We start from the raw sequence: 26,484 nt of genomic DNA, 5'->3' as shown, positions 1-26,484 counted from the left end.
AGGACGTTGGACGAGGGTTGAAACATGCTGGGAAAGCGGGAGGCATGGATCTATCGGGCAGCCGCCGCCACGGCGTGCGGCATCCTGCTGTTCGCGATCTTCACGGTACTCTGGGTCTGGCTATTCCGCGAGGCACGGGAGATCGCACCGGAATGGATGACCGAGTACGGACGAAACCCTCTGCGCCGTCGAGGCAGAGGCATATTCATCGAAGACGCATTCTACTTTGGGTGGCTCATACTGACGCCGGTGCTCGGCCTTCCAGCGGCGCTTGGCCTCTTCAGGCTCTGGCGCGTGCCGCTGGCGAACTTTCTACCGGGCGGCGTGGCCGACTACCCTTTCAGGCGCCGGCCCAAGTCGCTCGGCGAGATGACCAAGGGAGAGACGCCTTGGTCGGACGACCTCAAGCAGCGGCCGCGAGTTCCGCCTTGGCCTCCGCAGCAGCCTTGATACGCGCCTCGGCGATCGCGTCGGCGATCTCGTGGGTGGGGCGCTTCTCGGACGCCGAACGGTCCAGCACCTCTTCCAGCGTCTCCATCAGGCGGCTCAGCTTGCCCTCGACCCAGGCCGGGTCGTAGGCGCCGCCCGTCTGGCGGGCCTTCAGCTCGGACGCCACGTTGATGATGCCGCCGCCGTTGACGACGTAATCGGGCGCGTAGAGCACGCCGCGATCGAACAGGATCTTGCCGATCTCCGGCGTGGCCAGCTGGTTGTTGGCCGCGCCGACCACCGCCTTGACCGTCAGGCGGTCCAGCGTCTGCGGGTTCAGCGTCGCGCCCAGCGCGCAGGGGGCGTAGATGTCGGCCTGGACGTCATAGATGGCGTCCGGCGCCACGATCTCGGCGCCCGTGCGGGCCGCGACCTCTTCCAGCAGCGGCACGTTGACGTCGGTCACGATCAGCTTCGCGCCCGCGGCGTGCAGCTTGTCGGCCAGATAGCCGCCGACGTGGCCGATGCCCTGCACGGCGATGGTCAGGCCCGTCAGGTCGTCCTGCTTCCACAGGCGGCGCGCGACGGTCAGCGTCGAACGGAACACGCCCTCGGCGGTCACCGGGCTGGGATCGCCCGAGCCTTCCTTGCCGCCCGACAGGCCGACGACGTACTCGGTCTGGGTCCGCGCCTGAGCGATGTCCTCGACCGACACGCCGACGTCCTCGGCGGCGTAGTAGTTCCCGCCCAGTTGATCGACGGCGCGGCCGAAGGCGCGGAACAGCTCCGGCGTCTTCTGGGTCTTGGAGTCGCCGATGATCACCGACTTGCCGCCGCCCATCTCCAGATCGGCGACCGCGTTCTTGTAGCTCATGCCCCGGGACAGGCGCAGCACGTCCTCCAGCGCCTCGGCGGCGGAGCCGTAGTTCCACATGCGCGTGCCGCCCACGGCCGGGCCGCGCGCGGTCGAGTGCACCGCAACAATCGCCTTGAGGCCGGTCTTTTCGTCAGCAAAGGCGTGAACGCCTTCGTGGTTCGCGAACGACGGGGAATCAAACAGCGTCATGCCCTGTTCGAGCCTTTCCTGGGTATTTTTGTTGCGGCGGCCCTTACGCGGGGAAAGGGGCCGAGGCAAGGCGCCCTTACGTCACGTCACCGCGAGCGGAGCCGCGGCTGGACCGGGGGCGCGCCCGACGGCAATGGCGCCGAAGGATCACGGGCGAAGGTCAGCACGTCGGCGAACACGGTGACGGCGAACAGATCCCGGTTCAGCAGATGCCGCCCGTCGTCGTACCACCCGGTCCGCAGGTCGGGCGCCTCGCCCGCCCGCTCCAGCGCCCGCCGCATGGCCGGCTTCGGCACGAGGTCGTCGTGGGCGCCGTACAGCAGCAGCGTCGGCACGCCGGTTCGGCCCACATCGCGCGCGGCCACCTCCATCAGATCGACGAGACCGTGCACCACGTCGAACCGCGTCGCCGTGATGAAGGCGGGGTCGCGACCGCTGCGGACCAGTTCGATCAGGTTGTCCGAGGCCAGCAGGTCGCGGGTCGCCCACTCGGGGGGCTCCACCGCATAGGTCCCGGCGACCCGCGCCGTCACCCACAGCGAGGCCCGGTTCAGAAGGTTCTGGCTGGACCAGCCCCACACCGCCGGCCCCAGCAGGACCAGCCGGTCGGCATCGGGCGGATCGTCAGAGGCGAAGGCGGCGATGCCGACCGCCCCGCCCATGCTCTCGCCCACCACCACGACGGGCAGGCCGGGGTGACGCGCCCTGACCAGATCGACCACGTCGCGCAGGTCGTCCTGCATCAGGTCGCCCGGCCAGACTCCACGCCCCGGCGAGCGCCCGAAGCCGCGCTGGTCATAGGCATAGGCGACCGCGCCCCGCTCGGACCACCACGGACCGGCCAGCCGCCACGCCGCCGAGCTGTCGTTGACCCCGTGCAGCGCCACGATCACGACGTCCGGCTCGCCGCTCATCGGCGCCCAGCGGCGCATCGCCAGCCGCGCCCCGTCCCGCACCACGAAGGCGTCGGCCTCGATCCCGGGTCCAGTGAACCCCGCCGGCGGCGTCAGCGGCGCCTGCACCTGCGGCGTCGCGCAGGCGCCCAGCGCCAGAGCGGCGATCAGGGCCGCCGCGCGCCTCACTCCGGCGCGGTCTCCGGCAGCTTCAGCCGGATCACGCCCTTGAACGCCTCGGGGTTCACCGGCTTGCCCTTCTTGGTGATGACCAGCCGGCCCTGCCGCGCCAGGCCGGTCGCCACGGCGCGCACCTTGCCCATCTCGCGCTGCCAGCGCTCGGGGGCGATGGCCTTGGCCACTTCGGACGGACAGATGCTCTTGCCCGGGTCGCGCTTCGCCAGCTGGTCGAAAATCTCGGCTTCGATCGGATCGCTCATGCCCCTATATCCCGCATCGCAGCAACGAGAAGAAGGCCGAAACCCAGATGGTCGCCAAGATCACCGTCACCGAGGGCGAATTCGCCGGATGGCAGACCTACGACCTGCACGGCACCTTCGATCAGGTGGTCGGCCCCTTCTATTTCCGGCCTGACCCCGACGGCCGCATGCGCTGCGCCTTTCGCGCCGAGCCGAAACACATGAACGCCGGGAACCGGATGCACGGCGGCTGCCTGATGACCTTCGCCGACATCGCCCTGTTCCAGACCGCCTATCAGGAGATGGAAGGCGCCTCGGGCGTGACCGTGTCGCTGGATTCCACCTTCGTGGACGGCGCCTACGTCGGCGAACTGATCGAGGCGACCGGCGAGGTGGTCAAGGCCGGCAAGAGCCTGATCTTCGCGCGCGGCCAGATCACCACGGGCGAGCGCATCCTGATGACCTACTCGGGCGTGATCCGGAAGTTCGAGAAGCGCGTCTAGAACCCCGCCTGCGCCGCGGGCCTGGCGCGAGCGGCTTCCAGCCAGCGCGCCAGGTTCTCCAGCTCGGCAGGCGGCCGGTACCTGATCAGCCGCGCGAAATCCAGGCCGACCACCGCCACCACGTCGGCGATGGTGAACCGGTCCTCGGCGATCCACTGGTGATCGGCCAGACGACGGTCCAGCGTCTTCATGAACTTCTCGGCGCCGACCCGGCTCCATTCCGCGACGTGAGGCTGGGGCGCCTCCAGAGCGGCCAGCGCCGGGTGGCTGAAGCGCACGTTCAGCATCATCGGATTGGCCAGATACATCTCGCAGCGGCGCGTCCACATCTCGATCACCGCCTGCTCGCGCGCGTCGCGGCCGAACAGGTTGGGCTCGGGGTGCAGCGCCTCCAGATAGCGGCAGATGGCGATCGACTCGGAGATCGTCGTCCCGTCGTCCAGCTCCAGCGCGGGCACGTGCGGCACTCCCACCTTCGTCCGGTACTCCGGCGTGCGGTGCTGCCCCGCCAGCAGATCGACCTCCACCATCTCGACGTCGGTCAGGCCCTTCTCGGCCATGACCCAGCGGACCCGGCGCGGATTGGGCGCGCGTTGGGAGGTGAAAAGTCTCATGACGGCCCTGCAGTCAGTTTCTTTGCGAAACTATCCGCCGAAAACCGCCATCGGCAAGGCCCCGACCACCGAAGCGGCCATCAGGGTCGACAGGAAGCCGGCGAACAGCGCCTTCCACACCATGCCCAGCACCTCCTGCCGCCGCTCGGGGATCAGCACAGACAGGCCCGTCACGGTGATGCCGACCGAACCGATGTTGGCGAAGCCGCACAGGGCATAGGTCATCAGCATGCGCGTCCGCTCGCTCATCTCGCCCTCCGGAACGGCCCCCAGCTGGATGAAGGCCACGAACTCCGTCAGCGTCAGCTTCACGCCCAGCAGCCGCCCGGCGACGCCGGCTTCGGACCACTCCACCCCCGTCAGCCACGCCAGCGGCATGAACAGCCAGCCCAGCACCCGCTCCACCGTCACCGGCCCGTCGAACAGCCACAGGCCGCCCAGCATGACGTTCACCAGGGCGACCAGCGCCACGAACACGATAAGGATGGCCGAAATGTTCAGCACCACCATCAGTCCGTCGGACGTCCCCTTCACGATGGCGTCGATGCCGCTGTCGTACTTCAGACTGGAGCGATAGTCCGCGACCTCGCCGCCCTCGCCGGGAGCCTCCGGGATCAGGATCCGGGCCAGCAGAACGCCGGCCGGCGCGGACACGATCGAGGCCACGAGCACGTGGCCCGCCGCGTTCGGCAGCACCGGCGCGAGTATGGCCGCATAGGCGACCATGGTGGACCCCGCCACGGTCGCCAGCCCCACGACCATCATCAGGAAGATCTCGGACCGGGTCAGCTTGTCCAGATAGGCCCGGATCACGATCGGGCTCTCGATCATGCCGAGGAAGATGTTGGCCGCCACGGCCAGCGCCGAGGCGCCGCCCAGTCCCATGGTCTTCTGGAACAGCAGGCCGAAGCCCCAGGTGATCCACTTCAGGATCTTCCAGTGCCACAGAAGGGCCGACAGCGCCGAGATCACGAGGATCAGCGGCAGGACCTGGAAGGCGAAGGTGAAGAGAGCCCCCTGATTGGAGACCGCATAGGGTTGATCGCCCCCGGCCAGATAGCCGAACACGAACTTCGCGCCTTCGTTCGTGGCGCGCGCCAGACCGTCGACGGCGCCGGTGATGGCCGCCAGCACGCCCTGCGATCCCGGGATCGCGAACAGCGCCAGCACCAGCGCGGCCTGCACCGCCACCGCGCCGATCGCCAGTCGCCACGGGAACCGACGCCGATTCTCCGACAGCCCCCAGCAGGCGGCGATGACGACGAGCACGCCCAACAGGGCCTGGGCGTTCAGCGTGGAGAACATGCGGCGCGCCCCTCCCGAAGGCTTCGCCTCGTTAGAGCGCCGCGGCCGGGGCCTTGGCAAGGGTCGTCAGATTCGGTCGGCTTCCCAGCCCGCGCCCGACTGGAGTAGCGTCGTTCGGCTGACGTTTGGGGGAGCGATCATGGCGCCGGTGGTTCGGAACTTTCTGCTGGGGCTGGCGGCGACGCTGACGCTGCTGGCGATCGGAGCCGGCGACGCCCGGGCCCAGTCGCGCATCTCCGTCGGCGGGGAAGCCGCGGGGCGGCTTCAGGACGGCGACCAGCAGCTCGACTCAGGGGAATACGTCGACGTCTGGACCTTCCAGGGCCGCGCCGGCCAGCAGGTCACCATCAGCATGAGCTCGACCGAGATCGACGCCTATCTGATGCTGCGCGGACCCGGCGGCTTGTCGGAGTGGAACGACGACCGCGCCACGGGCGAGACCAACGCCCGCCTGACCGTGCGCCTTCCGGCCGACGGCCAGTACCGCATCAGCGCCACGACCTACGAGCCGGGCGAGAACGGCGAGTATCTGCTCAGCGTCGTCGAGGGCGCGGGCCCCGCCTCGGGCCAGGAGGGCGGTGGCGACCTGACGCTGGGCCAGACCGGCGCGGGCCGCCTGGCGCTGGGCGACGACCGTCTGGACGCGGGCGAGTTCACCGACCGCTGGACCTTTCGCGGCACCCCGGGAGAGACCTACGTCGTCCGCCTGAACTCCGGGGCCTTCGACCCCTATCTCATGATCCGGGGGACGGATCTGGAGGCCGACAACGACGACGAGCCCGGTCGCGGCTCGGTCAACAGCCGCGTCGAGTTCGTCATGCCGTCGGACGGCGAGGTCCGGATCTACGCGACCAGCTACCAGGCGGACGAGACGGGCGACTATTCCCTTCTGCTTTCGCACGCCGGCGCCGAGCAGGAGCCGGCGCCCGTCGTGGCCAGCCTGGCCACCCTCGCCATCGGCCAGACCCAGTCCGGCAGCCTGTCCTCCGACGCCCCGACCCTCCGCTCCGGCGAGTACATGCAGGCCTACGCCCTGAACGGCCGGGCGGGCGACCGCATCGAACTCCGCCTGCGCTCGGCGGGCTTCGACCCCTACGTCTTCATCACCGGCCCGGACGACTTCTCCGCCGCCAACGACGACGACGAGACGGGCGAGGACGGCACCAACAGCCGTCTGATCGTGACCCTGCCCGCCGACGGCGAATACCAGGTCGTGGCCACCAGCTTCGAACCCGGCGAGACGGGCGACTTCATCCTCGCCGTCGGCCGCGCGGGGGAGGAGGTCGCACCGACCCAGACCGCCTCGACCGTGGCCGCCTTCGAGGACGGCGTGGTGCGGGAGGGCATGCTGTCGCGCGGCGACGCCACCCTGGACGACGGCCAGTACGTCGACATGTACCAGTTCACCGGCCGCCGCGGCGCACGCGTCGCCATCACCGCCGAGAGCGACGCCTTCGACACCAACCTGTTCCTGCTGGGGCCGGGCGACGTCGCCGAGAACAACGACGACGGTCCCGACGGCACCAACAGCCGCATCGACTTCGTCCTGCCCCAGGACGGCGCCTACGACGTGGCCGTGACCTCGTTCAACGGCGGCGAGACAGGCGCCTATCGCCTGACCGCCGGCCTCAGCCTGGGCACGCCGCGGCAGGAGCGGGTACAGGGCGGGCCGCGCATCTTCGCCGTCATGGTCGGCATCTCGGAATACGGCGGCTACGCCTCCGACCTGCCCTACACCGACGAGGACGCGCTCAAGCTGGCCGAGGACCTGCGCCGCGACGGCCTGCTGAACCCCGCCAGCGTGGTCATCACCAACACCGACGCCACCGTGGGGGCGGTCAAGGCGGCCTTCGCCCAGGTCGCCGCCCAGGCGGGTCCCGACGACATCTTCCTGTTCTTCTACTCCGGCCACGGCTCGCAGGGCCCCGGCACGGTCAGCGCCATGGAACCCGACGGCAGGACCGAGACCATCGTCATGGTCGACGGTGAGATTTCGGACCAGGAGATGGGCCGGATGTTCGCCACCGTGAACGCCCGCATGGCCATGATCGTGCTGGACAGCTGCTTCTCCGGCGGCTTCGCCCGCAACGTCGTCACCCGCCCGGGCATCATGGGCATGTTCTCGTCGGAAGAGGATCTGACCAGCGCCGTCGCCGGCAAGTTTCAGGCGGGCGGCTATCTGTCCCACTTCCTGCGCACGGGTCTGGGCGGCGAGGCCAACGCCGACGGCGACGACATGATCACCGCCGGGGAACTGACCCAATACCTGCGCCGCCGCTACGCCATCGACGCCGCGGACGTCCGCACCCAGACCGCCGACGGCCAGCGCAGCTACCAGAACCTGGTGGTCGAACGCGGCGGAGTGCAGGTCGACGACGTCGTCGTGCGGGTGGCGCGGGCCTAGCCATCAATCCGCGCGCAAACGGCCCCGCTTCCGCTTCTCCCTCGCCCTGAATCCGACCCCATCCGGGCGCGCCATCACGAAACCGTGATCGACACGGGACAGGGAGAAACGACGATGCGCAAGGGACTTTTGCTCGCCGCGGCGGGCGTTCTGGTGTTGGCGGGGTGCGAGCAGGCCGCCGAAGAGCCGGCGAGCGAGGCGGAGATCGCGTCGGCCCCGGCCGAGGCGGGCGCCGGCTCGGACATGGCGGCGCCGACGTCGCCGACGGCCGCCCTCCCCGCCCCGGTCGCGCGCATCGCCTACGGCTTCGCCTATGCCCTCTCGGTGCCCCGCGATCGCGGCGCCGAGCTGATGAGCCGGCACGAGCTGACGTGCGCCGCCGCCGGACCCGGCTTCTGCCGGGTGGTGTCCGCCCAGGCAGACTGGTCTTCGCGCCGACCGGGTGGCCGGCTCGAGCTGCGCGGGCAGCCCGACTGGATCAACCGCTTCCGGGCGGGCCTCGCAGCCGACGCGCGCGACGCCGGAGGTCGCCTGGAAACGGCCGTCACCGAGGGCGAAGACCTCACGACCCGCATCGAGGAGGCGGATCAGGGCGTCCGCACCGAGGCCGATCTGGCCGCCCGGATCCGCGACCTGCAGACGCGCCGCGGCGGCACGCTGGAACAACGGCTGGCCATTGAGCAGGAATTGGCCGACCTGCGCCGGCGACAGGACGCGCTCGCGCTCGAGGCCCGCCGGCTCGACGCAAGGGTTCGGACCGCGACCCTGGCCATCGACTATCGCCAGGGCGGCGCGCTTGCCGCCGACAGCCCGACGCGGCCCGTGGTGCGGGCCCTTCAGGACGCCTTCGGCCTGTCCATGGGCATGCTGGCCGTCCTGATCACCGCCGGATCGATCCTGCTGCCGGTCGTCGGCATCGCCGGGGTGACCTGGTGGGCGATCCGCCGCCGCAAGCGTCCGGCGGCCGCCTGAGGTCCAGGGGCTGGGGACCTGGGCCCGGTCCTCAGCCCTGACGCCGCACCAGCCGGGAGTAGTCCTCCATCAGCCCCAAGGTGATCGCGCCCGGCTTGAACCGATATTCACCGATCTCCGACACCGGGGTGACCTCGGCCGCCGTGCCGGTCAGCCAGCACTCGCTGAAGCCCGCCAGTTCTTCGGGCCGGATGTGGCGCACGACCACCTCCAGACCCTTGGCCTGGGCCATGGCGATGATCGTCTGGCGCGTGATTCCGTCCAGGATGGCGTCGACCGGCGGGGTGTGGATCACGCCGTCCTGCACGAAGAAGACGTTGGCGCCGGTGGCCTCGGCAACGTAGCCGCGCCAGTCCAGCATCATGGCGTCGGCATAGCCGCGCTTCTCCGCCGCAGTCTTGGACAGGGTGCAGATCATGTACAGGCCCGCCGCCTTGGCCGCGGACGGGGCCGTGGCCGGGTCGGGGCGGCGCCATTTGGCCCACTCCAGCCGGATGCCCCTGGCCTTGGTCTCGGCGTCGAAATAGCTCGGCCAGTCCCAGACGGCGATGGCGACGTGGATCTTAGTCGCGCCGGCGGTCACGCTGACCTGCTCCGGCCCTCGATAGGCGACCGGCCGGACGTAGCAGTCCGACAGGCCCATCTTTTCGCAGGTTTCCTTGCAGGCTTGATCGATCTCGGCCACGCTGTACGGAAGGTCGAAATCCAGCAGTTCGCCGGAGCGCTTCAGGCGCTCGGAATGCTCCGTCAGCTTGAAGATTTCGCCCGCGTACATACGCTCACCCTCGAACACCGACGAGCCGTAGTGCAGGGCATGGGTCAGAACGTGCGTCTTCGCGTCCCGCCAGGACACGAAATCGCCGTCCATCCAGATCCAGCCGTCACGATCGTCGAAAGGAACGAAGGCCATTGAACGTCGTCTCCCGTTGCCTGACCGGGGTTAGACCCGCCGCGAAAGCCCCCGTCAACGTCGGGGCGCGCGCCTGATGGCCGGCGCCGGCTCCCATGGCCGTTCGGGTCCCGTCGCCGGTCCCGGCTCCGGCCGCCACCTGCTGGTCGTGGACGACGACGACCGCATCCGCGAACTGCTCAAGGAATTCCTGACCCGCGAGGGCTATCGCGTCACCGGCGCGGCCCACGCCGCCGCCGCGCGCCGACTGGTCGAGCTGATCGAGTTCGACCTGATCGTGCTGGACGTGATGATGCCGGGCGAGAGCGGCTTCGACCTGACCACCTGGATCCGGGCCCAGGCCGCGACCTCGGCCACGCCGGTTCTCCTGCTGACCGCACGCGGCGAGCCCGGCGACCGGATCGAGGGCCTGTCCCGCGGGGCCGACGACTATATGTCCAAGCCGTTCGAGCCGCGGGAGCTGGCGCTGCGCATCGACGCCATCCTGCGCCGCACGGGCGGCAAGCCGCTGACGCCCCGAGAGATCAAGCTGGGCGACGCCGTCTTCGACATGGAGCGGCTGGAGCTGCTGCGCGACGGCAAGCCCCAGCGCCTGACCGAGGCCGAGGCCCAGCTTCTGAAGACCCTGGCCATTCACGCCCACGCCCCGGTCGAACGCATCAGCCTGTCGCCGGACACGGCCGACGTCACCGGCCGCGCGGTCGACGTCCAGGTGACCCGCCTGCGCCGCAAGCTGGAGGCGGACCCCAAGAACCCGCGCTATCTCCAGACCGTCCGCGGCGTCGGCTACATGCTGGCGCCGGACTGAGATGAAGATCCCCTCCCCGCCCGTCCTCAAGCGGCTGCTGAAACGGCGGCTGCCCAAGACGCTGTGGGGCCGGTCTCTGCTGATCATCGTCGTGCCGGTGATGATCATGCAGGGCGCCGTGACCTGGGCCTTCTTCGACGCCCACTGGCAGACGGTGAACGCCCGCCTGTCCGAAGGTCTCGCCGGCGACGTCGCCTGGGCGACCGACGCCTATGAGCGCAACCCGACGCCTGAAGGGCTGGCGGTCGTGGCCGAACGCGCCGAGCGGTTCATGTCCCTGTCCGTGGCGTTCCAGGAAGACCGGAAGCTGCCCGCGGAAAGTCGCCGCGGCCCCACGGGTCTCGTCGACCGCGCCCTGGAGTCGGCCCTGGCGGCCCGCCTGGACAGCCCCTTCTGGTTCGACACCACCCGCTACCCCGCCTACGTCGACATCCAGGTCCAGCAGCCGGGCGGCGTGCTTCGCGTCATCGCCCCGCGCGAGCGCGCGGTGGCGACCCAGGCCCATATCTTCGTCTTCTGGCTGCTGGGCGCGACGGCCCTGCTGCTGGGGGTCGCCATCCTGTTCATCCGCAATCAGGTCCGGGCGATAGAGCGTCTCAGCGAGGCCGCGGAGGCCTTCGGCCGGGGCGAGACCGACGACCGCTTCAAGCCGCACGGCGCGCGCGAGGTCCGCGCGGCCGCGCAGGCCTTTCTGGCCATGCGCGAACGCATCCAGCGCCACATCGAGCAGCGCACCGCCCTCCTCGCCTCGGTCAGCCACGACCTGCGCACGCCGTTGACCCGCCTGCGGCTGGAACTGGCCCTGGCCCCCGCCTTCAAACGCGCCGTCGCCATGCGCGCCGACCTCGACGAGATGGAGCACATGATCGACGAATACCTGGCCTTCGCCCGAGGCGAGGCCGGAGAGCCGGCGCAGACCTTGTCGGTCCGCGACCTTCTGGACCGCGCGGCGGAGGACGCGGGACGGTCGGGCGCGAAGGTCGAGGTCGAGGCTCCCGCCGATCTGGCCGTCACGGTGCGTCCTCTGGCCTTCCGTCGGGCGCTGGCCAATCTCGCCGACAATGCCGCCGCGCACGGGGAGGTCGTCCGCCTGAGCGCCCGCGTCCTGCCTTCGGGCGGGGTGGAGATCGCGGTCGAGGACGACGGGCCCGGCATTCCCGACGACATGCATGAGGAGGCCTTCCGCCCCTTCTCGCGCCTCGACCCGGCACGCAACCAGAACCGCAAGGGCGTGGGCCTGGGCCTCGCCATCGCCCGCGACGTCGCCCGGAGCCACGGCGGCGACATCACCCTGGGCCGCAGCGATCTCGGAGGTTTGAAGGCCGCCCTGCGCCTGCCCGCTTGATCAGGCTTCGCGAATTCCCATTTCAGGAGCATAGTGAAGCTTCAGACAACCCAAGGAGGTCGCCGTGCGTAAGATCGCCTTCCTCGCTTCCCTCGCCGGGGCCGCCGCAGTCGCCGGCGTCGCCCAGGCCCAGACCGTCAACGTCGAGATAGGCGGCGAACTGAGGCGCCACGGGCTCGAGCTCGGCCAGCGCGACATTCGCGAGCAGGCCGACCGACTCGGAGAGGTCGTGCACCGCGCACTGGTCCGCCGGGGCGGCTTCGAGGGCGCCACCGTCAATCTGGTTCTGCTCGACGTCCGGCCGAACCGGCCCACCTTCCAGCAACTGGCCGACAAGCCGGGCCTCGACTATCACCGCAGCGTCTCGATCGGCGGGGCCGAGATCGAAGGCGAGATCATCATGCCCGACGGCACGGTGAAGCCGCTGCCGCGCTGGGACTGGTACAGCCACTCCATCTCCGAGGTGATGGGCTTCACGACCTGGCAGGACGCCGAGCGCGCCTATTCGCGTTACGCGACGGCCCTGACGTCAGGTCGTCTGACCCTCTGAGCCCAGTTCCCGGGCGCGGTCGACCGCCGCGTCGATCGCCGTCCGGGCGGCGTCCCTGACCGCCGCCCTCGAGGCGTCCAGCCCGGCGCGGGTCGTGCCGCCGGGCGAGGCCACGCGCCCGATGAGCGACTCCAGCGCGTCGCCGCTGGCTGCCCCGGCCGCGGCGGACCGCAGCGCGCCCCGCGCCAGCGCCAGGGCCGCCGAACGCTCGAGTCCCCGCGCCTCGCCTGCCTCCGCCAGCGCCAGCGTATGGGCGAGGATGAAAGCCGGCGCGGAACCGGCCGTCGCCGTCGCCGCGTCCATCAGCCCCTCGTCCGCCAGATCCACCACCTCGGCGACGGTCCGGAACAGCTCCGAGGCCATGAACCGGCTCCGCGCCCCTTCAGCCCAGACGGCGGCCACGCCCTGCGCCTGAGCCACGCCCGTGGTCGGCATGACCCGGGCCACGCGCCTGTCCAGCACGGACGAGATCGCCGCGGAGCCGACGCCGGCCATCAGCGAGACCACGACGGCGTCCTCTGCCAGAGCTCCCCGCAGGGCCTCGGCGGCTCCGCGCCACGTGGCCGGCTTGACCGCCAGCACCACCGACCGCGCTTGCCGCAAGGCGTCCGGGTCGGGATTGATCCGCGCGCCAGCGGCCCGCGCGGCTTCGGCGACCGGCTTTGGCGACGGCGTCAGGATGATCAGTTCGGCGGGGGTCACCGGTCCCGCCCGCATCCAGCCTTCGACCAGGGCCGAGCCCAGACGGCCGCAGCCGACCAGGACGACCGGCCGCTCCATCAGGCCGAGCCGACGGTCTCGAACATGCAGGCCGCGATGGCGTCGGCCGGCCTCTTCATGCCGCGGATCATGAAATCGAAGGCGGGGAAATAGCGGTCGGCCGCCTCCACCGCCGCGTCGATCATGGTCGCCGCCTGCGCCAGCGTCGGACGATCGCCGTGCGGCAGGGCGAGGGCGGTGCGATAGACGATCTCGCCGTCTTCGGGCCAGACCTCGAAATGGCCGATCCACGTCCTCTGATTGACCAGGCCGATCAGTTCGTTGGCGGCGTTCCGGCGACTCTTCGAGGCCCGCAGGTCCAGCGAGCAGCACAGCTGCAGGCAGTCGCCCTCCGGCCGCCAGGCGAACCACAGCTCATAGTCCCGCCAGTCTCCGGCCAGCGAAAAGGCCAGATCGCCCTCGTCCGTCCGGTCGAACGGCAGGTTCTCCGCGTTCAGCACGTGCTCGACCACGTCCAGCGGGTCGAAGGCGACGTCGACCTCGTCGGGTCTTGCGGCGTCCATTCAGGCGTTTCCGATCATCTGCGGCGACGGGCGCGACTCACGCCCGACAGGGGGACCGTAGGCGGGGCGTCGGATTCGGCTCAACCGGCTGCGTCCTTGGGGGGAACCGCGCCTGTGGACCTTCCCGTTTCAGGTTTCTTTTTCGCCGCGGCGGCGGGCTTCAACGCCGCCAGTTCCGCCCGCAGCGCGGCGATCTCGGCCTTCAGAACGTCGAACTCGTCGCGGCGGACCAGGTCCAGCTCGGCGACCAGACGGTCGGTCTGGGCCCGCATCGCCGATTTCGCCTCCTCGCCGGCCGCCTGCGCCAGGCCCATGGCGCCGGTCGTCAGCTTGGCGAACTCGTCCAGCAGGGGATTGCGCGTCTGCATCTGAATGTCTCCTGCCCTGAAGGTCCGGCGCGTCGGTTGCCATATGGTAAACGAAACCTTGCCGCAGCGGTGTGTTCCCAACCGAAGATGGCGGCGGCGTGACGCCGCACGTCGATCTTCACGCGACGCCGGCCCCCACGCTTGCTAAAGCGCGAACAGACACCCCAGCGGAGGTTCCCCTTGGTCTTTCCCGAGTTCGACCCGGTCCTGATCAACATCGGCCCCCTGCCGATCCGCTGGTATGCGCTGGCCTATGTGGCGGGCCTCGGTCTCGGCTGGTGGTATGCGGCGCGGCTGGCGAAGAGCGTCGCGGCCTGGGCCCCCAACCGGGCGCCGCTGACCTCGACCCAGTTGGACGATCTCGTCATGTGGGTGGCGCTGGGCGTCATCGGCGGCGGGCGGCTGGGCTTCGCCCTGTTCTACAAGCCCGAGCTCTACGCCCAGCTGTTCACCGGCCCGGACAACTTGGCCCTGTTGCGCCTGTGGGACGGCGGCATGAGCTTCCATGGCGGCCTGATCGGCGTCTGCCTGGCCATCTTCCTGCACGCGCGCGCGGTGAAGGCGCCCCTGCTCAGCGTGGGCGATCTCGTCGCTCCGGCCGTGCCCATCGGCCTGTTCTTCGGCCGCATGGCCAACTTCATCAACGGCGAGCTGTGGGGCCGCCCCACCGACGTGCCGTGGGCCGTCCGCTTCTGCAACGACCGCATCATCGACGCCTATGGTTTCTGCCCCGCGGGCGACGCTCCGCGGCATCCCAGCCAGCTGTACGAGGCCGGGCTTGAGGGCCTGTTGCTGTTCGCGATCCTGTGGCTGGCCGTCTGGAAATGGCGCCTCCTGTCCAAGCCCGGCTACGTCACCGGCCTCTTCCTGACGGGCTACGGCCTCAGCCGCGCCCTGCTTGAGACCGTCCGTGAGCCCGACGCCCACATGCCCGAGCTGCTGCGCGGCACGGTCACCATGGGCATGCTGCTGTCCATCCCGATGATCGTGATCGGCGTCTGGCTGATCTGGCGGGCGCGGTCCCGGCCGCCGGTGGTCGCCCCGGTCGAATGACGGAGACGCTGAAAGCCCGGCTGGCGCGCGAGATCGCCCTGACCGGGCCGATGCCCGTCGACGCCTACGTCACCCGCTGCCTGCACGATCCGCAGGGCGGCTATTACGCGACGCGGCCGGCGCTGGGCGCGACCGGCGACTTCATCACAGCGCCGATGGTCAGTCAGATGTTCGGCGAGCTGATCGGTCTGTGGGCGGTCGAGACCTGGCGGCGGCTGGGCGCGCCGGAGCGGCTGCGGCTGGTGGAGGTGGGTCCCGGCGACGGGGCCTTGATGGTCGACGCGCTCCGCGCCGCCCGCGTGGATCCCACCTTCCTCGAGGCCGTCGACCTGGTCCTGATCGAGCCCAGCGCGCCCCTCCGCCAGGTGCAGGCGCGCATGCTGGCCGAAGCCGACGTGCATCCGCGCTGGGTCGCCGACCTGGGTCGGGTGGAGACCGACGCCCCGGTCATCCTGATCGCCAACGAGGTGCTGGACTGCCTGCCCGCGCGTCAGTTCGTCCGCAAGGGGGGCGACTGGCGCGAGCGGTGCGTGGCGGTCGACGAGGCGGGCGAGTTCGGCTTCGTCCTGTCCCCCATCACCGGCGGCTTCCGGCGCCCGGCCTTCGACGTCGCCGACGGGCAGACCGTGGAGATGTCCGCCGCGCAGGCGGGCTTCGGCCGGGCGGTCGCGGAAGTGATCGCCGCCGCGACCGGCGCCGCCCTGCTGATCGACTACGGCCGCGACCGACCCGGCCCCGGCGACACGCTGCAGGCCCTGTCCCGCCACGCGAAGGTGGACCCGCTGGCGAATCCCGGGGCCGCCGATGTGACCCAGTGGGCCGACTTTCCCTCCGTGCTGGAGGCCGCCCTTCACGCGGGCGCCGACGTCACCGGCTGCCTGCCCCAGGGCGAGTTCCTGCGCCGTCTCGGCATCGAGGCCCGCGCGAAATCCCTGGCGACGGCACGGCCCGAGGCCGCCCCCGTCGTCGCGCGCCAGCTGGACCGTCTGACCGCGCCGAACCAGATGGGCGAGCTGTTCAAGGCCTGCGCCGTGTTCGCGCCGCGCAGCCTGGCGGTTCCGGGGTTCGAGCCATGACGCCGGACGCGATCACCCACCCGCTGCTGGAGCGCGCCGGCGTCCGCCACGGCTTCTTCACGCGCGAGGGCGGCGTCTCGACCGGCATCTACGAGGGGCTCAACGCCGGCCTCGGGTCGGCCGACGATCCGGCCGCGGTGCGCGAGAACCGCGCGCGCGTCGCCCGGGCGCTGGGCGGCGAGCTCGGCGATCTTGCGGGGCCCTACCAGATCCACTCGGCCGTCGCCCTGCTGGCCGAGACGGGATGGCCGGACGACCGGCCTGAAGGCGACGCGGTGGCCACCACCACGCCCGGGATCATCTGCGCCGTCCTTACCGCCGACTGCGCGCCCATCCTGTTCGCCGACCCGGTCGCCGGCGTCGTCGCCGCCGCCCACGCCGGCTGGAAAGGCGCGCTGGGCGGGGTGATCCAGTCCACCGTCGACCTGATGAAGACGGCCGACGCCGACCCGGCCCGCATCGTCGCCGTGATCGGCCCCTGCATCGCGCAGGAGAGCTATGAGGTGGACGAGGCCTTCGAGCGCCGGTTCCTGATCGAGGCCCCCGGCAGCGGCCGCTTCTTCCGCCTCGGCGAGCGGCCGGACCGCCGCCTCTTCGACCTGCCCGGATTCGTTCTGTGGCGGCTGGAACAGGCGGGCGTGGGCCAGGCCGCCTGGACCGGGCACGACACACGCCCCGACGCCGCGCGCTTCTACTCCAACCGCCGCGCCTTCCTGCACGGCGAGCCGGACTTCGGCCGGATGATGAGCGCGATCAGGCTGGGGTAGCGCTGCCGCTCACCTCTCGGTACGAGGAGAGGTCGATCCGTTCAGCCCGCCATCGCCAGTTCCGGGACGCGTTCGACCTCCCGCCAGGCGTGGGGGGCGGCCAGAAGGGCGCGGACCAGCTTGTTGTTGATCGCGTGGCCCGCCTTCACGCCCTCGTAGCGGCCCAGAAGGGGCGCGCCGAGCACGTACAGGTCGCCGATGGCGTCCAGCGCCTTGTGCTTCACGAACTCGCGGTCCATCCGCAGGCCGCCGGGGTTCAGGATCTGGTCGCCGTCGATGACCACGGCGTTTTCCAGCGAGCCGCCCCGGGCGAGCCCGGCCTGCCGCAGGGCCTCGACCTCGTGGGCGAAGCCGAAGGTGCGGGCGGCCATGATCTCGCGGCGGAAAGTCTCTTCGTCCACCACGAAATCGACGACCTGATTGCCGATGACCTTCGACGGGAAGTCGATCTCGAAGCGCATCTCGTAGCGATCGCAGGGCAGCAGGACGGCGGACTTGTCGCCGTCTTCGACCCGCACGGGCTCGAGGATCTCGACGTAGCGCACGGCGCGCGGCTGGCGGCGGAATCCGGCCCGGTCCAGCAGTTGCACGAACGGCAGGGCGGACCCGTCCAGGATCGGCAGTTCCGGCCCGTCCACCTCGACGATCGCGTTCGACACGCCCAGGGCGGCGAATGCCGCCATCAGATGCTCGATGGTCGACAGCGTCGTGCCCGCCCCGTTGGCGATCATGGTGTTCAGGCGCGCGTCGACCACGGCCTCGCCCGAGACCGGGATGCGATTGTCGGCGTCGGACACGTCGGTGCGGACGAAGACGATGCCGGTTCCGGTCGGCGCAGGACGCACGGCAAGGCGCACGCGGCGGCCCGTGTGCACGCCGACGCCCGCGATGATCGCGGGGCCCACCAGGGTCTTCTCGCTATGGTCTTCGACGACCGCCACCAGATTTCTCTTCGACTGCGCGTCCGCCTCTGCGTGCGGAATTTCGCCCCACGCTTCCTTAGTCGAAGCGGGTCAAGCCGGTAACCAAAGTCCGGTTTCGGATTGTTTCGGGTTCGAGCCGGGCCAGAAACGCGAAACGCCCCGGCGGGAGGCCGGGGCGTTCGACGGGCTCAGGATGGAATCAGTTCGCCAGTCGTCGCAGGAACGACGGGATCTGCAGGTCGTCCTCGCTCTCCGGCTCAGGCTCATAGGCAGGCTGCAGGGCGGTGGCGCCGCGGGTCGGCGCTTCGGCATGCTGCGAGGTGGTGCGCGACGGCCCGCCGTAGGCCGGGGACTGGGGCGGGCTGCGCTTCTTTCCGAACAGGCTCCACCCCGACTTGCGATGATGGTCCCGGTCGTCCCAGTCGTCCTCGTCGTGAGCCCGGGGCGCCGGCTGCGGCTGGGGCTCGGCCCGGACCTGCGGAGCCGGCGCGTCCATGTAGAGGTCGCCCTGCGAGGCGGCGGGGGCCGAGGCGGCCGGACGGGCTTCGTACTCCTCGACCCACGGATCGACGATCGGCTCCAGCTCGCGCGGGGCTTCCTGACGCGCGACGGGCGCGGGCTCGGCGGCCGGCGCGGCGGCGAAGGTCGGGACGACGGGCTCGCGGCGCGGCTCGGCCGGCCGGATGATCGGCTCGGGCCGCGGCTCGACGCGCGGAGCCGGGGCCTCCATGCGCGGGGCGGGCGTCGGCTGGGTCCGGCCCAGGCCGAGGCCGGTGCGCGAGGTCGACGGTTCGATGGTCTGCTTGACCGCCTCGTCCATGCCGGTGGCGACGACCGAGACGCGGATCTTGCCGTCCAGAGCGGGGTCGAACGCGGCGCCGAAGATGATGTTCGCGTCGGCGTCGACTTCGGCCGAGATGGCGTTGGCGGCTTCGTCGACCTCCAGCAGGGTCATGTCCATGCCGCCGGTGATGTTCACCAGCACGGCCTTGGCGCCCTTCAGACTGGTCTCGTCCAGCAGCGGGTTGGCGATGGCGTTCTGGGCCGCCATCAGGGCGCGGTCGTCGCCCTCGGCCTCGCCCGTGCCCATCATGGCCTTGCCCATCTCGGACATGACCGCGCGCACGTCGGCGAAGTCCAGGTTGATCAGGCCCGGCAGGATCATCAGGTCGGTGATGGAGCGCACGCCCGAGTGCAGGACCTGGTCGGCCATCCCGAAGGCGTCGGCGAAGGTCGTGCGCTCATTGGCGACGCGGAACAGGTTCTGGTTCGGGATGACGATCAGCGTGTCGACGTAGCGCTGCAGCTCGGCGATGCCGGCGTCGGCCAGACGCATGCGGTGACGGCCCTCGAAGGTGAAGGGCTTGGTCACCACGCCGACGGTCAGGATGCCGCGGTCACGCGCCGCCTTGGCGATGACGGGCGCCGCGCCCGTGCCGGTGCCGCCGCCCATGCCGGCGGTGATGAAGACCATGTGGGCGCCTTCCAGGTGCCCGGCGATCGCCTCGGCCGATTCCTCGGCGGCGTTCATGCCGACTTCGGGGTGGGCGCCCGCGCCCAGACCCTGGGTGATGGTCTCGCCCAGCTGGATGCGGCGGTCGGTCTTGGCGAAGCCCAGGTGCTGGGCGTCGGTGTTCGCGACCACGAACTCCACGCCCTCCAGACCGGCGTCGATCATGTTGTTGACGGCGTTGCCGCCCGCCCCGCCGACGCCGAAGACGACGATGCGGGGTTTCAGTTCCGTGGTCTGCGGACGAACCAGCGACAGCGACATGTGAATTTCCGACCTCTAGGACCCTGCCCGACCCGCCAAGCGATCCCCGCCGATTCGCATTGGTTATGAGCGCGTTAAGGAAACACCCCGAACCGTTAACAGGGCGTTACCCGCCTTAGCGCGAGTCGGCCGAAGGCCAAGCGGAGCGGGGCTCCCACGGATCGATTTTCTTCCGCGCAAAGAGAAAGGGCGGCTCTTGCGAGCCGCCCTCCCGTTCTTGTTCGGTGAACCGTCGCTTACCAGGGGCGATAGTTCAGACCGATGTTGAAGCGACGACCGTACGGATCGAAGGTCGAGGCGAAGCCCAGGTAGGGCGGCGGCTCGGCGTCGAAGGCGTTGGTCACGCCGGCGCGCAGGGTCAGGTCGTCGCGGACCTGGTAGCGGACCGAGAAGTCGTTCCGCACGAAGTTGCCCGTCGTCCAGGACGACACCGGATCGATGTCCAGGTCGTTGACCGCGGCCTGTTCCCGCTTCTTGCGCAGGTCCTGCGAGGCCATCCAGTCGGCGGTCCAGGTGACGGACAGACGATCGGTCGGCGACCAGGTCAGGCGCGAGACGAACTCGGTGCGCGGGAAGAAGACGTTCGTGGTGGAGTCCGAGAAGAAGTTCGGGTCCGCCGGGTTGGTGAAGTTCTTCTGCTCGATCAGCCACAGGCCGCCGAGGCTCCAGTTGAACGTACCGATGTCCCAGCCGAACGCTTCATACGCGTCGAGGCGGTAGTTGATGGTGAAGTCCAGACCGCGCGTCTCCAGCTTGGCGTTATTGATGCCCGCCAGGATGAAGCCGCCGACCGGGTCGCCGTTGGGACGACCGACCTTGAAGTTGTTGAACGGATCGACGTTGGCGTTCGGGTTCTCACGGAACACGAAGGCGCAGGTGATCGGGTTCGGGGTCGAGCCCGACGACACGCAGTCGTTGGCCAGGAACTGGCCGGACGGGGTGATGATCACGTCCTCGATGGTGATCTCGTAGTAGTCGAGGATGATCGACAGGTCCGGGAAGAACCGGGGCTGCAGCACCGTCGAGAAGGTGAACGACTCCGCGGTCTCCGGACGCAGGTTCGGGTTCGGACCCAGCGAGGAGGCGATGCCCGACGAGTAGAAGGGCTCGAAGTCGTCCGCCGTGGACACCGTGGTCTGGCCGAAGTCGTAGCTCAGACCCTTGGCGGCGGCCAGGGTGGTGCAGTTGGCGATCCGGTTGGCCTTGATCGTGGCGTCCGTCACCGTGGCGATCACGCGGGTGTCGCAGGGATCCACGAAGCCGTTGACGAAGGTCTGGCTGAACGGACGGTCCGTTTCCTGCAGGTTCGGCGCGCGGAACGAGGTGTTGAAGCTGGTCTTGAAGGTGATGTCCGGGATCGGACGATAGACCAGGTTCACGCCGTACACGTCGCCCGAGCCGGCCTTCGAATAGTCGAAGGCGCGGAATGAGCCGGACAGTTCGGCGTACTCGCCCAGCCAGCTGTCGCGCAGCAGCGGGATGGCCACCTCGGCGAAGAACTCGTTCGAGTCGTACTCGGCCGGCAGGAAGTCGGCGCCGGTGTTCAGCTGCAGCACGCGGCCGGCGGTGTCGCGGCTGCGGCCGATGCCTTCCGTGTATTCACGACGGTACTCGGCGCCCAGGGCGAAGCCGATCGGGCCGGCGCCCCACATGTCCCAAAGGTCGCCGCCGAAGGACAGGATGGCGGCTTCCTGCTCGTTGGTCTCACGCACGTTGATCGCGGCGGTGATGTACTCCAGGGCCTCTGGGCTCTGGTTGCCGGCGCCGAACACGTTCAGCGGCACGCAGCCGGCCACTTCCGGGTTCGTGCCGGGGTCCGTGTAGACCGTGGTCGTCGTGTTCGGATTCTGCTCGGCGACCGGAAGGCCCATGGCGTCGATCAGCTGCACGCGGCAGACGATCTCGCCCGGGCGACCGTTTACGATGCCGGCGGTGTCCACCACGGAATCCATCGCGTGACCGAAGCGGATGGCGTCGGGGCCCACCTCACGGTTGACGTTGTTCATCTCGCCGTAGACGTACGAGAAGCTCCAGTTGAAGTTGTCGATGAAGGCCAGACGGTCCATGCCGCCGTCCAGCGCCGCGACGTACCGGGTGATCTCGCGGTTGTTGGTCTGGTTTCGGTCGATGCCGAAGCCGCGGTGGTTGGCGATCTGACCCGTGCGGATGACGGTCGGAGCGCCGTCGGAGGTGGTGGTCGGCGGGCCGTAAGCCTGGAACGTGTTCGCGGCGATGGCTGCGGCCACGTTGGCCGGCAGGAAGGCGTTGTCCAGCCGGGTGGTGAACGTCGCGGTGCCCTGGATGATGCCGGGGCTGGTCGGACCGGTGAATAGGTTCGTGACGAAGATGTCCCAGAAGGACTTCTGGCCGACGTCGAAGGCGTCCTCGGTGGTGTACTTGGCCTCCAGCGACAGGCGCACGTCTTCGGTGACGTCGAAGTTGGCGCCGACCTGATAGCGCTGCGACTCCTGGAACGGGAAGTAGGACCTCTGGTTGAAGCTCGTGAGGTTCGCCGTCTCCCCGTCCCCGCCGATGTTCCACGGACGGTTCAGGCCGGTGGTGCCGATCCGCTGGCCGAAGTCGGCCAGACGGGCCGTCGTGCCGTCGTACCAGTAGGTGTAGCCCGGGGCCACGGCGAAGCAGTTGGCCGAGCTCGACTGGGCCGGGCAGTTGCCGAACGGCACGTCCGGATCGGTCGTCCGGCTCGGGCGCTGCATGTTGGCCAGGGTGGTCGAACCCCACACCGGGCGATCCAGACGGCGGGCGTCATAGAACTGACCGATGTCCAGGAAGCCGTCCGTGGCCGGACCGATCGCGGCGTTCGTCGGGTCCGCGTCGATGCCCAGACGGATGCGCCCGTCGCGCAGGTGGTTCATGTGTTCGCCGTACACCTCCTCGCTCCGCTCGTACTCGGCGTGCGCATAGAGATTGAGGCGGTCGTCCAGCAGGTTGACGCCGACCAGGGCCGAGATGCGGCGCGAATCGGCCGCGCCGCCCTGGACCAGCTGGCCGTAGTTGGCGTCGATCTCGAGACCTTCGAAGTCCTTGCGCAGGACGTAGTTGACCACGCCCGATACGGCGTCGGCGCCGTAAACCGACGAGGCGCCGCCGGTGATGATCTCGATGTTCTCGATCAGCAGACGCGGAATGACCGACACGTCGACGGCCAGGACGCCGGCCTGCGAACCCACGTGGCGACGACCGTCGACCAGCGTCAGGGTGCGGCCCGAGCCCAGCGAGCGCAGGTTGGCGAACTCGAGGCCGCCGTCGTTCAGGTTGGAGCCGGTGGTGTCCGAAGGAACCAGCGAGTTCGACAGGGCCGGGATGGTGGCCAGATAGTCCACCACGGTGGCCAGACCGGTATCCAGCAGTTGCTCGCGCTGAACCTGGATCAGAGGGGCCGGCGCGTTGGCCGGATCGCGACGGATGCGCGAGCCGGTGACGACGATTTCCTCGACCTCGGTGGTCTGCGGATCCTGAGCCGGAGCCTCCTGCGCGAAGGCCGGAGCGGCGGCGGCCGCCATGACCCCGGCGAGGATGGTAGTTCCGAAGAGATGCTTGCGCTTCAACAGCATGTGTCTGGCCCCAATCAGAAATAAGGTGTGCAACGACGCAGGGCCCGCTCCCACAGGCTGCGTCCCCACCGTGCACGCTAGCAGCAAAGACCCCGGCCACAAGGCTTTGTGGCCTGATCGTGACCACTGAGCGCCGCAGATGTTACAATCCGGACACACTCTCGCCATGTGCGCGAAATGAACGCCTCCGCGGCGGCGCGTCACGGGACTGCGCCTTGCCCGGGCGGCGTCAGAGGTTGTCGCGCAGCCAGCCCGCGACCCGCGCCGTCAGGCCGCCCGCCTGGGCTCGTGGCGCGTCGCCTGCGCCGATCTGTCGCGCCATCAGCTTGCGGGCCGACACCGACTCGCGGGGACCGTAGGCGGCGCGCAGCAGCACGCCCGCCGCGGCGCAGAAGGCGGGCCCCGACGCGGCGTCCGCGAGGTGCGGCGCCCGGAACGGGCGGGCCAGGCGAACGGGGCGGTCGAACACGCGCAGCGCCAGTTCGCGCACGCCGTTCAGCTGGCTGGCCCCGCCGGTCAGAACCACGCCGGCGCCGGGCTCGGGCCCCACGCCCGCCGCCTTCAGCCGGTCGCGGATCAGCTCCAGCGTCTCTTCCACCCGCGGCGCGATGACGGTCTTCAGCATGGCGCGGGGCACGTGCACCGTGGCGGCGTCGGGGTCTTCCCCCCGCTGCGGCGCCTCCAGCATCTCGCGGTCCTCGTTGGCGCTGGCCATGGCCGAACCGTGCAGCGTCTTCAGGCGCTCGGCGCCGGCGCGCGAGGTCGACAGGCCGCGCGCGACGTCCGCCGTCACGTGGTCGCCGCCGACGTTCAGCCCGTCGACGTGCAGCAGGCTCCGACCGCCCCACACCGCCGCCGAGGTCACGCCCGCGCCCATGTCGATGCAGACGCAGCCCAGGTCCATCTCGTCCTCTTCGAGGGCCGCCAGCGACGAGGCGAGAGGCGCGGCCACCACGCCCTGCAGATCGAGATGCGCCAGTTCCATGCAGTGGCTCAGCGCGGCGAAGGTCGCCTCGGCCATCGACACGACCAGCAGGTCCAGCCCCAGGGTCCGGCCCTTCATGTTGCGCGGATCGCGCAGGCCGCGCGCGCCGTCCACCGACCAGGCCACCGGCATGACGTGGATCGGCCGGCGGTCGGGCATGCGGATCTCGTCCAGCGCCAGGGCGATGGCCCGCGCCAGATCGGCGTCTCCGACGGGGTTTGCGCCAAGCGACACCCGGGTCTGCACCCGGCGGCTGCGCATCTGACCGATGGAGGTGGTGACCACGACGCCGGACACCGGCGAGGCGGCGGCGCGCTCGGCCCGCTCCACCGCGCGGCACACGGCCTGGGCCGCCTCCTCCATGTTGATCAGGGCCCCGCCCTGCACGCCGCGCGACTGCACGTGGCCGAACCCGGCGACGCGCACCGTACGGTCGGCATGGCGAGCCCCCTCGGGCTTCATGATGAAGCAGGCGACCTTCGACTGGCCAAGGTCCAGCGCCGCCGTCACCGGCGCGCGGCCGGCCGTTCCTTCCAGCTCAAGCTTACGCGGACGCACCCGACGCTCCCTCTTCCGGCGGAACGGCCCCCGCCGCTCCGTCGCGAACCACCACCGCGCCCGCCGTGCGCAGATCCACCAGATCGAAGCCGCGCTCGAACAGGCCGCGCCGCGCGTCCAGACCGTCCAGGGCGATCAGCGCCGCCTCCTCGTCCTGCGCCGGCAGGCGGATCAGGGCGCCGTCCTTCAGCCGCACGTCCCAGCGCCGCTCGTCCACGCGCACCAGAGCGTCGACCCGGGCCGCCAGTCGCGGCCGCTCGGCGATCAGGGGCAGGATGGCCGGCGCGGCCGCGTCGGCCCCCTCGCCCACGACCAGAGGCAGCTCGGCGTGGGCGCCCGCGTCCGCCCCCGGGATCGGCCTGCCGGATCCGTCGATCACCCACGCCCGCTCGCCGTCCTGCCAGACGGCCAGACGGTCGTGCTCGGCCACCTGCACCATCAGCAGATCGGGGTACAGACGCACCACACGGACTTCGCGCACCCAGCCGACGGTCCGCACGCGGTCGGCGACCGCATCCAGGTCCAGCGTCGTCATGGGCGCGTCCAGCGTCAGGTCCAGCGCCGCCTGCACCTGGGGCCGCACCGCCGCGCTGGCGCCCTCGATCCGCACGCGCTTCAACCTCAGGCCCATCGCCGCCGTGGCGTCGCCATAGGCGCCGGAGGCGGCCTCGCCCAGCTTCTCCGCCCGCGAGCCGGTCGCCATCACCAGCGCCAGCACCGCCACGCCCGCCGCGATGGAGATCACCACCGCGCGCGGCGACAGATCCAGCCGTCCGATCGCCGCCAGCTTGCCCGGCACGCCGCCCGCCGGTCCGCGCGACGGCCGACGCTTCGGCGCGGGTCCGCGCGGCGCGCCGCCCCGGCCGCCGCCACGCCCCTCCTGCCGCCGGCCGCCGCGAACTACCGCGGGCATGAGGCGTCCTCCACCATCCAGGTCACAAGGTCTTCGAACCCGATCCCCACGTGCGCGGCCTGCTCAGGGACGAGCGAGGTCGGCGTCATGCCGGGCTGGGTGTTGACCTCCAGAAGGACCAGATCGTCCTTAATGCCGTCATAACGGAAGTCCGCCCGCGACACGCCGCGGCAGCCCAGCGCCGCGTGCGCCTTCTCGGCCAGCCGCAGACAGGCCTCGAACACCGCCTCCGGCAGCTCCGCCGGCAGCCGGTGGGTCGATCCCCCCGGGGCGTACTTGGCCTCGTAGTCGTAGAATCCCTTGGCCGGCGTGATGTCCGTGACCGTCAGGGCCCGCGGGCCCGAAGCCTCGTCCAGCACGGTGACGCACAGCTCCTTGCCGGCGATGAAGGGCTCGACCATCACCTGCTCGCCGTAGGTCCAGCCGTCGGCGCCGACCTCGGCCACCGGCGCCTCGCCCTCGCGGACCAGATAGACGCCGACTGAAGAGCCCTCGGCGTTGGGCTTGATGACGTAGGGCGGCGGGATCACGTGGCCGGCCCCGACCGCGCGCCGGTCGAACAGGCCGCCGCCCGGAACCGGCACGCCCGCGGCCTTCAGCACCGCCTTGGATTTGTCCTTGTCCATCGTCAGCGCCGACGGCAGCACGCCGGAGTGGGTGTAGGGGATCTGCAGCGTCTCCAGGATGCCCTGGACGCAGCCGTCCTCGCCCCATTCGCCGTGCAGGGCGTTGAAGACCACGTCCGGCCGGATCAGGCCGCTGAGCACGTTGGACAGGTCCCGCCCGGCGTCGACCTCGGTGACCTGAAAGCCCGCGCGCCGCAGCGCGGCGGCGCATTCGCGGCCGGAGACCAGCGACACCTCGCGCTCGGACGACAGCCCGCCCATCAGGACGGCGACGTGGGTGTCGGCGGGATTGCGGGACATCGGAACACTCGGGCGCGGGCGAAGCGCCTGTTTCGACCCGGCTTGGTTTACGCCCGGTTTACCGA

25 protein-coding genes are annotated in these 26,484 nt (G+C 70.3%); 10 read left to right on the top strand and 15 right to left on the bottom strand.

The features are described 5' to 3' along the window. The first annotated feature begins 24 nt into the window (after positions 1-24). The gene (locus EFJ44_RS07170) at positions 25-450 is read left to right on the top strand and encodes a hypothetical protein (protein ID WP_125256511.1); all 426 of its coding nucleotides are present in this window, start codon (positions 25-27) and stop codon (positions 448-450) included. Here the strand turns inward: EFJ44_RS07170 and EFJ44_RS07165 are convergent. From EFJ44_RS07165 to EFJ44_RS07155, 3 genes are all read right to left on the bottom strand, one after another. Next, positions 404-1,495, bottom strand: coding sequence for a Glu/Leu/Phe/Val family dehydrogenase (locus tag EFJ44_RS07165; RefSeq protein ID WP_125256510.1), 1,092 nt, complete (start codon positions 1,493-1,495; stop codon positions 404-406). The genes EFJ44_RS07170 and EFJ44_RS07165 overlap by 47 nt on opposite strands. An 86-nt stretch (positions 1,496-1,581) precedes the next feature. Next, positions 1,582-2,577, bottom strand: a complete 996-nt coding sequence (locus EFJ44_RS07160) for an alpha/beta fold hydrolase (protein WP_125256509.1) — start codon at positions 2,575-2,577, stop codon at positions 1,582-1,584. After that, the gene (locus EFJ44_RS07155) at positions 2,574-2,828 is read right to left on the bottom strand and encodes a DUF3253 domain-containing protein (RefSeq protein ID WP_125256508.1); all 255 of its coding nucleotides are present in this window, start codon (positions 2,826-2,828) and stop codon (positions 2,574-2,576) included. Before EFJ44_RS07155 ends, EFJ44_RS07160 begins: the two co-directional genes overlap by 4 nt. Before the next feature lie 47 nt (positions 2,829-2,875). Here EFJ44_RS07155 and EFJ44_RS07150 point away from each other — a divergent pair, with 47 nt between their 5' ends. Then, positions 2,876-3,310: a PaaI family thioesterase gene (locus tag EFJ44_RS07150; protein ID WP_125256507.1), complete on the top strand. Its 435-nt coding sequence runs from the start codon at positions 2,876-2,878 to the stop codon at positions 3,308-3,310. On the opposite strand, the gene EFJ44_RS07145 is transcribed toward EFJ44_RS07150, so the two are convergent. Continuing rightward, positions 3,307-3,924 (bottom strand): glutathione S-transferase family protein, encoded by a 618-nt coding sequence (locus EFJ44_RS07145; protein ID WP_125256506.1) that lies wholly within the window; start codon positions 3,922-3,924, stop codon positions 3,307-3,309. The two genes, EFJ44_RS07150 and EFJ44_RS07145, sit on opposite strands and share 4 nt — an antisense overlap. Positions 3,925-3,954: 30 nt before the next feature. Continuing rightward, a complete protein-coding gene (locus EFJ44_RS07140; protein WP_125256505.1) occupies positions 3,955-5,229 on the bottom strand; it encodes a NupC/NupG family nucleoside CNT transporter in 1,275 nt (424 codons plus the stop codon). Between the two features lie 139 nt (positions 5,230-5,368). Between EFJ44_RS07140 and EFJ44_RS07135 the strand changes: the two genes are divergently transcribed. After that, positions 5,369-7,633, top strand: a complete 2,265-nt coding sequence (locus EFJ44_RS07135) for a pre-peptidase C-terminal domain-containing protein (RefSeq protein WP_164511877.1) — start codon at positions 5,369-5,371, stop codon at positions 7,631-7,633. Between the two features lie 114 nt (positions 7,634-7,747). Further along, a complete protein-coding gene (locus tag EFJ44_RS07130) occupies positions 7,748-8,605 on the top strand; it encodes a DUF4349 domain-containing protein (protein WP_125256503.1) in 858 nt (285 codons plus the stop codon). Between the two features lie 31 nt (positions 8,606-8,636). On the opposite strand, the gene EFJ44_RS07125 is transcribed toward EFJ44_RS07130, so the two are convergent. Further along, positions 8,637-9,515 (bottom strand): branched-chain amino acid aminotransferase, encoded by an 879-nt coding sequence (locus EFJ44_RS07125; protein WP_125256502.1) that lies wholly within the window; start codon positions 9,513-9,515, stop codon positions 8,637-8,639. Between the two features lie 76 nt (positions 9,516-9,591). Between EFJ44_RS07125 and EFJ44_RS07120 the strand changes: the two genes are divergently transcribed. From EFJ44_RS07120 to EFJ44_RS07110, 3 genes are all read left to right on the top strand, one after another. Next, on the top strand, positions 9,592-10,323 hold the full coding sequence (locus EFJ44_RS07120; protein WP_125256501.1) for a response regulator: 732 nt from the start codon (positions 9,592-9,594) through the stop codon (positions 10,321-10,323). A 1-nt stretch (position 10,324) separates the two neighbouring features. Beyond that, on the top strand, positions 10,325-11,668 hold the full coding sequence (locus EFJ44_RS07115) for an ATP-binding protein (protein WP_125256500.1): 1,344 nt from the start codon (positions 10,325-10,327) through the stop codon (positions 11,666-11,668). A gap of 64 nt (positions 11,669-11,732) precedes the next feature. Beyond that, on the top strand, positions 11,733-12,218 hold the full coding sequence (locus tag EFJ44_RS07110; protein ID WP_125256499.1) for a hypothetical protein: 486 nt from the start codon (positions 11,733-11,735) through the stop codon (positions 12,216-12,218). Here EFJ44_RS07110 and EFJ44_RS07105 read toward each other — a convergent pair. The 3 genes from EFJ44_RS07105 to EFJ44_RS07095 form a co-directional block, all read right to left on the bottom strand. Continuing rightward, the gene (locus tag EFJ44_RS07105; RefSeq protein ID WP_125256498.1) at positions 12,198-12,998 is read right to left on the bottom strand and encodes a pyrroline-5-carboxylate reductase family protein; all 801 of its coding nucleotides are present in this window, start codon (positions 12,996-12,998) and stop codon (positions 12,198-12,200) included. The genes EFJ44_RS07110 and EFJ44_RS07105 overlap by 21 nt on opposite strands. Continuing rightward, the gene (locus EFJ44_RS07100) at positions 12,998-13,501 is read right to left on the bottom strand and encodes a type III secretion system chaperone family protein (RefSeq protein ID WP_125256497.1); all 504 of its coding nucleotides are present in this window, start codon (positions 13,499-13,501) and stop codon (positions 12,998-13,000) included. The genes EFJ44_RS07105 and EFJ44_RS07100 overlap by 1 nt, the downstream gene beginning before the upstream one ends. A gap of 80 nt (positions 13,502-13,581) precedes the next feature. After that, complete coding sequence (locus tag EFJ44_RS07095; protein WP_125256496.1) at positions 13,582-13,869, bottom strand: accessory factor UbiK family protein; 288 nt, start codon at positions 13,867-13,869, stop codon at positions 13,582-13,584. Positions 13,870-14,049: 180 nt separating this feature from the next. On the opposite strand from EFJ44_RS07095, the gene lgt reads away from it, so the two are divergent. The 3 genes from lgt to pgeF are packed head-to-tail and all read left to right on the top strand — an operon-like array spanning position 14,050 to position 16,765. Beyond that, positions 14,050-14,922: a prolipoprotein diacylglyceryl transferase gene (gene lgt, locus EFJ44_RS07090; RefSeq protein WP_125256495.1), complete on the top strand. Its 873-nt coding sequence runs from the start codon at positions 14,050-14,052 to the stop codon at positions 14,920-14,922. Next, on the top strand, positions 14,919-15,998 hold the full coding sequence (locus EFJ44_RS07085; protein WP_125256494.1) for a class I SAM-dependent methyltransferase: 1,080 nt from the start codon (positions 14,919-14,921) through the stop codon (positions 15,996-15,998). The genes lgt and EFJ44_RS07085 overlap by 4 nt, the downstream gene beginning before the upstream one ends. Then, positions 15,995-16,765 (top strand): peptidoglycan editing factor PgeF, encoded by a 771-nt coding sequence (gene pgeF / locus EFJ44_RS07080; protein ID WP_125256493.1) that lies wholly within the window; start codon positions 15,995-15,997, stop codon positions 16,763-16,765. Before EFJ44_RS07085 ends, pgeF begins: the two co-directional genes overlap by 4 nt. A gap of 41 nt (positions 16,766-16,806) precedes the next feature. Here pgeF and lpxC read toward each other — a convergent pair whose 3' ends face one another. The 6 genes from lpxC to EFJ44_RS07050 form a co-directional block, all read right to left on the bottom strand. Then, positions 16,807-17,706 carry a UDP-3-O-acyl-N-acetylglucosamine deacetylase gene (lpxC, locus tag EFJ44_RS07075; protein WP_125256492.1) on the bottom strand — a complete coding sequence of 300 codons (900 nt, stop codon included), beginning with the start codon at positions 17,704-17,706 and terminating at the stop codon, positions 16,807-16,809. A gap of 181 nt (positions 17,707-17,887) precedes the next feature. Beyond that, positions 17,888-19,462, bottom strand: coding sequence for a cell division protein FtsZ (gene ftsZ, locus EFJ44_RS07070; protein ID WP_125256491.1), 1,575 nt, complete (start codon positions 19,460-19,462; stop codon positions 17,888-17,890). Positions 19,463-19,698: 236 nt separating this feature from the next. Next, positions 19,699-23,037: a TonB-dependent receptor gene (locus EFJ44_RS07065; RefSeq protein ID WP_164511876.1), complete on the bottom strand. Its 3,339-nt coding sequence runs from the start codon at positions 23,035-23,037 to the stop codon at positions 19,699-19,701. Between the two features lie 229 nt (positions 23,038-23,266). Further along, the gene (gene ftsA / locus EFJ44_RS07060; RefSeq protein WP_277596063.1) at positions 23,267-24,580 is read right to left on the bottom strand and encodes a cell division protein FtsA; all 1,314 of its coding nucleotides are present in this window, start codon (positions 24,578-24,580) and stop codon (positions 23,267-23,269) included. Next, positions 24,567-25,493: a cell division protein FtsQ/DivIB gene (locus tag EFJ44_RS07055; protein ID WP_125256489.1), complete on the bottom strand. Its 927-nt coding sequence runs from the start codon at positions 25,491-25,493 to the stop codon at positions 24,567-24,569. The genes ftsA and EFJ44_RS07055 overlap by 14 nt, the downstream gene beginning before the upstream one ends. Continuing rightward, positions 25,481-26,419 carry a D-alanine--D-alanine ligase gene (locus EFJ44_RS07050; protein ID WP_125256488.1) on the bottom strand — a complete coding sequence of 313 codons (939 nt, stop codon included), beginning with the start codon at positions 26,417-26,419 and terminating at the stop codon, positions 25,481-25,483. The genes EFJ44_RS07055 and EFJ44_RS07050 overlap by 13 nt, the downstream gene beginning before the upstream one ends. Between the last annotated feature and the right edge of the window lie 65 nt (positions 26,420-26,484).

The sequence above is a fragment of the Brevundimonas fluminis genome (assembly GCF_003934285.1).
In the GTDB taxonomy this organism is placed as follows: Bacteria; Pseudomonadota; Alphaproteobacteria; order Caulobacterales; family Caulobacteraceae; genus Brevundimonas; species Brevundimonas fluminis.
The sequence above is the reverse complement of the archived record's forward strand: the minus strand, read 5'-3'. Positions and strand labels throughout refer to the sequence as shown.